5 protein-coding genes and 1 other RNA gene are annotated in these 4881 nt (G+C 61.9%); 2 read left to right on the forward strand and 4 right to left on the reverse strand.

What is annotated here, in order from left to right:
• The 3 genes from EN991_RS23420 to ssrS all read right to left on the reverse strand — a co-directional run.
• Window positions 1–534, reverse strand: a 534-nt coding sequence (locus EN991_RS23420) for a YmdB family metallophosphoesterase (RefSeq protein WP_206519238.1), incomplete at its 3' end; no start/stop codon positions are given.
• Between the two features lie 70 nt (window positions 535–604).
• The gene (locus EN991_RS23425) at window positions 605–1192 is read right to left on the reverse strand and encodes a 5-formyltetrahydrofolate cyclo-ligase (protein WP_127369648.1); all 588 of its coding nucleotides are present in this window, start codon (window positions 1190–1192) and stop codon (window positions 605–607) included.
• Window positions 1193–1288: 96 nt separating this feature from the next.
• A non-coding RNA gene (gene ssrS, locus EN991_RS23430) (6S RNA) lies at window positions 1289–1444 on the reverse strand.
• Between the two features lie 148 nt (window positions 1445–1592).
• Between ssrS and EN991_RS23435 the strand changes: the two genes are divergently transcribed.
• Window positions 1593–2432 carry a MoxR family ATPase gene (locus EN991_RS23435; RefSeq protein WP_013529106.1) on the forward strand — a complete coding sequence of 280 codons (840 nt, stop codon included), beginning with the start codon at window positions 1593–1595 and terminating at the stop codon, window positions 2430–2432.
• 15 nt (window positions 2433–2447) lie between these two features.
• Here the strand turns inward: EN991_RS23435 and EN991_RS23440 are convergent, their stop codons facing one another.
• A complete protein-coding gene (locus EN991_RS23440) occupies window positions 2448–4016 on the reverse strand; it encodes an MFS transporter (RefSeq protein ID WP_245461054.1) in 1569 nt (522 codons plus the stop codon).
• A gap of 136 nt (window positions 4017–4152) precedes the next feature.
• Here EN991_RS23440 and EN991_RS23445 point away from each other — a divergent pair, with 136 nt between their 5' ends.
• Complete coding sequence (locus tag EN991_RS23445) at window positions 4153–4878, forward strand: LysR family transcriptional regulator (protein WP_281058808.1); 726 nt, start codon at window positions 4153–4155, stop codon at window positions 4876–4878.
• Window positions 4879–4881 lie beyond the last annotated feature (3 nt).

The following is a 4881-nucleotide window of genomic DNA, read 5'->3' on the forward strand; positions in this document are numbered from 1 at the left end:
GGTGCCGACGACGAGGCTGGCGCGGCCGTCGACGAAATGCGCGAAGCACATCTTTTCCGAGGTCGCCTCGGCGTGGAAGTCGATGATCACGGCATCCGCCTGCTCGCCGAGCGGACAGGCGGCAAGCTCGCGTTCGCCAGCCTGGAAGGGATCGTCGAGTTCGGGATGCATGAACACCCGGCCCATGATGTTGGCGACCAGCACGCGCGCGCCGCTCCTGGCGATGTAGACGCCGGAGCCGCGCCCGGGCGTGCCCTTGGGAAAGTTCGAGGGGCGCAGGAAGCGCTCTTCGCGCGGCGCGAAGGCGAGTGCGTCGCGCTGGTCCCAGACATGGTTGCCGGTTGTGACGACATCCGCACCGGCCGCGATCGTCTCGCGAAAGATATCTTCGGTGATGCCGAAGCCGCCGGCGGCGTTCTCACCGTTGACGATGACGAAATCGAGTTTGAAGTCGGAGATCAAGCCGGGCAGTTGTTCCCACACCGCCGTCCGTCCCGTCTTTCCAACCATGTCACCGAGGAAGAGAAGTCTCATATGATCCCGCACCGAAGGTCAGCGAAGCAAAAGCTGCATGACGTCTGTGAAAGATCATGCGTCCTTTTATCTACAATTTTGACGCGAAGCGGCGCAACCCGCTCTCGGTCAGTATTTCCGGAATGACGACGTCATGTTCCTCATCCGGCACCATTGCCACCTCCTGGCAGTCGAAGGCGATGCCGACCAGCCGCGGCGGCTGTCCCTTGTCGATCAGCTTGGCGATGGCGCGGTCGTAATAGCCGGCACCATAGCCGATGCGATGGCCGCGCGCATCGAAGGCGGCGAGCGGCACCAGCATCACCGAGGGGTCGAGCACTTCTGCTTCTTCATGCGGGCCGACCGTGCCGAAACCCATCTCGACCATCGGCGCGCCGCGCACCAGTTCGCGAAAGACGATCGTGGTTTTGTCGAGAATGGCCGGCAGGCAAAGCCGCGCGCCCTTTTCGCGCAAGGCAAACATCAGCGGCCTGACGTCGACTTCCGAGCGCATCGGCCAGAAGCCGGAAACGATCTGGCCCGGCTCGACATGGAGATGATCGCGTGCCGTCTCAGCCATTTCAAGCGCGACCTCCACCCGCCAGAATTCATCGAGCGCATCGCGGCGTCCGAGGGCCTCGCGGCGAAGCTGCTTTTTGAGGTCTTTGAGAGAGGTCATGCAGTCAGGGTAGAAAAGGTCAGATCTGGATGGAGTGTTGGGAGCGACGTTTTCCACCGCAATCATCCACCGAAATGCGGGACGCGTGGCAATAAGTGACGATCCACACAACCGGTGGAGAGAGCGATCCCGGGAACCTACAAAGTAGGTGGGCGCCGTGTGAGAAAACCCACGGGTCTTCCCAGGGACAGCTCCCTAAGGATCGTTAAGGCCCCGGGGAAAATGTTCTCCTGCCGGGAAGCACAGACCGTCCCGCCCAATATAGGCTGCCGGCCGGCTAAGCGCCAGTGAGACGGGCACTCTTTCCGTGTTGGGTTCAGGCCCTCGCGCCGCCAACACCTCACCCTTGCACAGGCACGGCCTCGTCCTTACGGTCGCGATGACCAACCGAGGAGCAAGAATGCGTTTCGAAGGCACGGCGGCCTATGTCGCCGACAAGGATCTGATGGTGGCCGTCAATGCGGCGATCGCGCTGGAGCGGCCCTTGCTGGTCAAGGGCGAGCCCGGCACCGGCAAGACGGAACTGGCCCGCCAGGTGGCGGCTGCACTCGGCCTCGACCTCATCGAATGGCACGTCAAGTCGACGACGCGGGCGCAGCAGGGCCTGTACGAATATGATGCCGTCTCGCGCCTGCGCGACAGCCAGTTGGGCGACGAGCGCTTCAACGACATCAGGAATTACATCAAGCGCGGCAAACTCTGGGAGGCTTTCGCCGCCGGCAGGAAGGTCGTGCTCTTGATCGACGAGATCGACAAGGCCGACATCGAATTCCCAAACGATCTCCTGCAGGAACTCGATCGGATGGAGTTCTTCGTCTACGAGACCGGCGAAACCATCCGCGCCGCCGTCAGGCCGATCGTCATCATCACTTCCAACAACGAGAAGGAGTTGCCGGACGCGTTCCTGCGCCGCTGCTTCTTCCATTACATCCGCTTTCCCGACGTCGACACGCTGCACAGAATCGTCGACGTCCACTATCCCGGCATCAAGCAGAACCTGGTTCGGGCAGCCCTCACCCAGTTCTACGAGATCCGCGAAGTGCCGGGGCTGAAGAAAAAACCGTCGACCTCCGAGGCGCTCGACTGGATAAGGCTGCTGGTCGCCGACGACATCGCGCCCGAGGATCTGCGCGCCGACCCGAAGAACGCGTTGCCCAAGCTGCATGGCGCATTGCTGAAGAACGAACAGGATGTCCATCTGTTCGAGCGGCTTGCCTTCATGGCGCGCAGGCAAGGGTGAGGCGCCGGGCACTGGCTACGATCGAGCTTCGCTTGCGCCCTGAGCACGATGACGGTCCCTTGCCTCTTGCGGCGCGACGTTTCTGGGGCCGAAGACGACGAAGCTGATGACGGCAAGGGCAAGAACGCCGATCCCGCTATAGAGCATGACCCAGCCAAAACCGTTGACTAAGGCGGCATGCGCAAGCGCGCCGGACGGGTCGAGGGTCGCCAGCCTGGGCGAATATTGCGAGAGGCCATCGAGATTTCCGGTGGCGATCTTTTCCGCCAACGCGCGCAATTCGTCCGGGTCAAGGGCAGTGCCCAATGCGGTTTTGAGATAGGAAGCAATTCCCTGCGTCAACAGCAGGCCCAGCACCGCGATGTTGATGGCCAGCGTGATCAGCCGCGCGCTGATATCGATGCCCGAAGCCATGCCGGCGCGATCCGGCGACACCGAACCCGTCGTGGTGTTGGTGGTCGGTGAGTTGGTGAGGCCGATACCGATACCGGCGATCAGCGTACCGGGCAGCATGGTCAGCCAGCTGGCTCCCTCAAGGCTCGAACCTATCCTCATGGCGATAAAGCCGACCCCCAATGTCAGCAACCCGAGCGGGATCGCCACCCGCGCCTGATAGCGGGCGCGCAGGCGCTCGGCGGTCGAGGACATCAGCATCAAGGGAAGCGTGTAGACGAGCAGCAGCAGGCCGGTCGTGGTGCTGTCGTAGCCGAGCACACCCGAAAAATAGATCGGCAGATAGATGATGAACGGCCAATAGCTGAAATTCATGCCGATGCCGCCCATGATCGCTCCCGAAAATTGACGGATCCGGAACACCGAGAAATCGAACATCGGGTAGGGGCTGATCTTCTCGGCAACGAGGAACGCGGCGAAGGCCAGCACGGCAGCACTTGCTACGCCGATGCGGGCGCCAGAGCCGAGATCGGCTCCTTGCGTGATCAGATAGGAGAAGCCGAACACCGCGAACGAGAGCGTCAGGATACCGGCACGGTCAAGCTTCTGGGCATTGCGGTCGCGTGATTCGGTGACACCGGCACCGATGAAGACCAGCGCAAGGATGGCAAGCGGCACATGGATGAGGAACACCCACTGCCAGCTCGAGAACGCGACGATCAATCCACCGATGGCGGGACCAAAGCCAAGCCCGATCCCCGAGACGACGCTCCAGGCCACAAAAGCCTTGCCGCGTTCGCTGCCGTCCTGAAACTGGTGGGACAAGACGGCCACGCTGCAAGTGAACATCGCCCCTCCCGCCAGGCCTTGCAGGAAGCGTGCAATGATGAGGAGCGAAGCGCTCGGCGCGAGGCCGCACAGCAGTGAGGCCAGCCCGAAGGCGATGGTGGCGATCACCATCACCCGTTTGCGGCCGAAGCGGTCGGCCAGCGTTCCTGTCGCCATCAGCACCGTGGTGCAGGCAATGGTGTAGGCGTTCATGATCCATTGCAGATCCTTGAAGTCGGCGGCGAGCACGCTTTCCAGTTTCGGAAGGATCACCGGGACGCTGGAGATTTCGAGGCCGAACAGCAGCGAGGCAAGGCAGGCCCCGGCAAGCGCAACGGTGTTTCGGTCGATTTGAAACGTCATGTCGATCACTTTCTGTCGAAGCATTCTGGAACCGGGCTGGCTCTTCAAACTGCGGTCGAGATGACATAGACGAGGCTTGACTATGAAAAAAGACTATGCATTTCTATTTCAGAGATAACAAAATGGAATGACGGAGATGGCCAGTCTCGATGTCGATGCCGTGCGCACTTTCGTCATGGTGGCCGACCTGCAGAGCTTCACCCGGGCGGCTGCAGCACTTGGCAGCACCCAGGCGACGATCAGCGTCAAGTTGCGGCGGCTCGAGGAAAAGCTCGGCGCACGTTTGATCGAACGAACCCCGCGCCGCGTGGCACTGTCGGAAAGGGGGGCTGTCTTCCTGCCCGTGGCCCGCGAATTCCTTGCCGCCCATGAACGCGCCGTCGCGGAATTTTCCGCGGCGCCATGTCGGCTTGCGCTCGGCTTCGTCGATCATGTCGCGGGGCCTGAGCTTTCCACGCTGATCGCCCAGCTTCATGCCCACGATCCGTCGCTCGCGCTCAACATACGGATCGATACCAGCTCCATGCTGGAAGAAGCTTTCGATCGCGGCGAACTCGATGCGGTGATTGTGCACCAGGAAGATGACAGTCGACGCGGTGAAGCTTTGTCGCGCACCCACTATGGCTGGTTCGCGGCACCTGGCTTCGAATGGCGACCAGGCACGCCCCTGCGCCTGGCTCTTTTAAGCACCAGATGCAATTGCCCGGACCGTATGAGAGCGGTCGAGGCGCTGGACCGGGCAGGCATCGCCTGGAATGAGGCTTTCGTCGGCGGCGGCGGCGCTGCCGTCAACATCGCGGTATCGGCGGGCTTTTCCCTTTCCCCCCTCGCTTACCGGGTTTTTCCCCCGGGCTTTATCTAGGTG

The organism is Mesorhizobium sp. M7A.F.Ca.US.005.03.2.1, from assembly GCF_003997795.1.
Lineage (GTDB): Bacteria > Pseudomonadota > Alphaproteobacteria > Rhizobiales > Rhizobiaceae > Mesorhizobium > Mesorhizobium ciceri.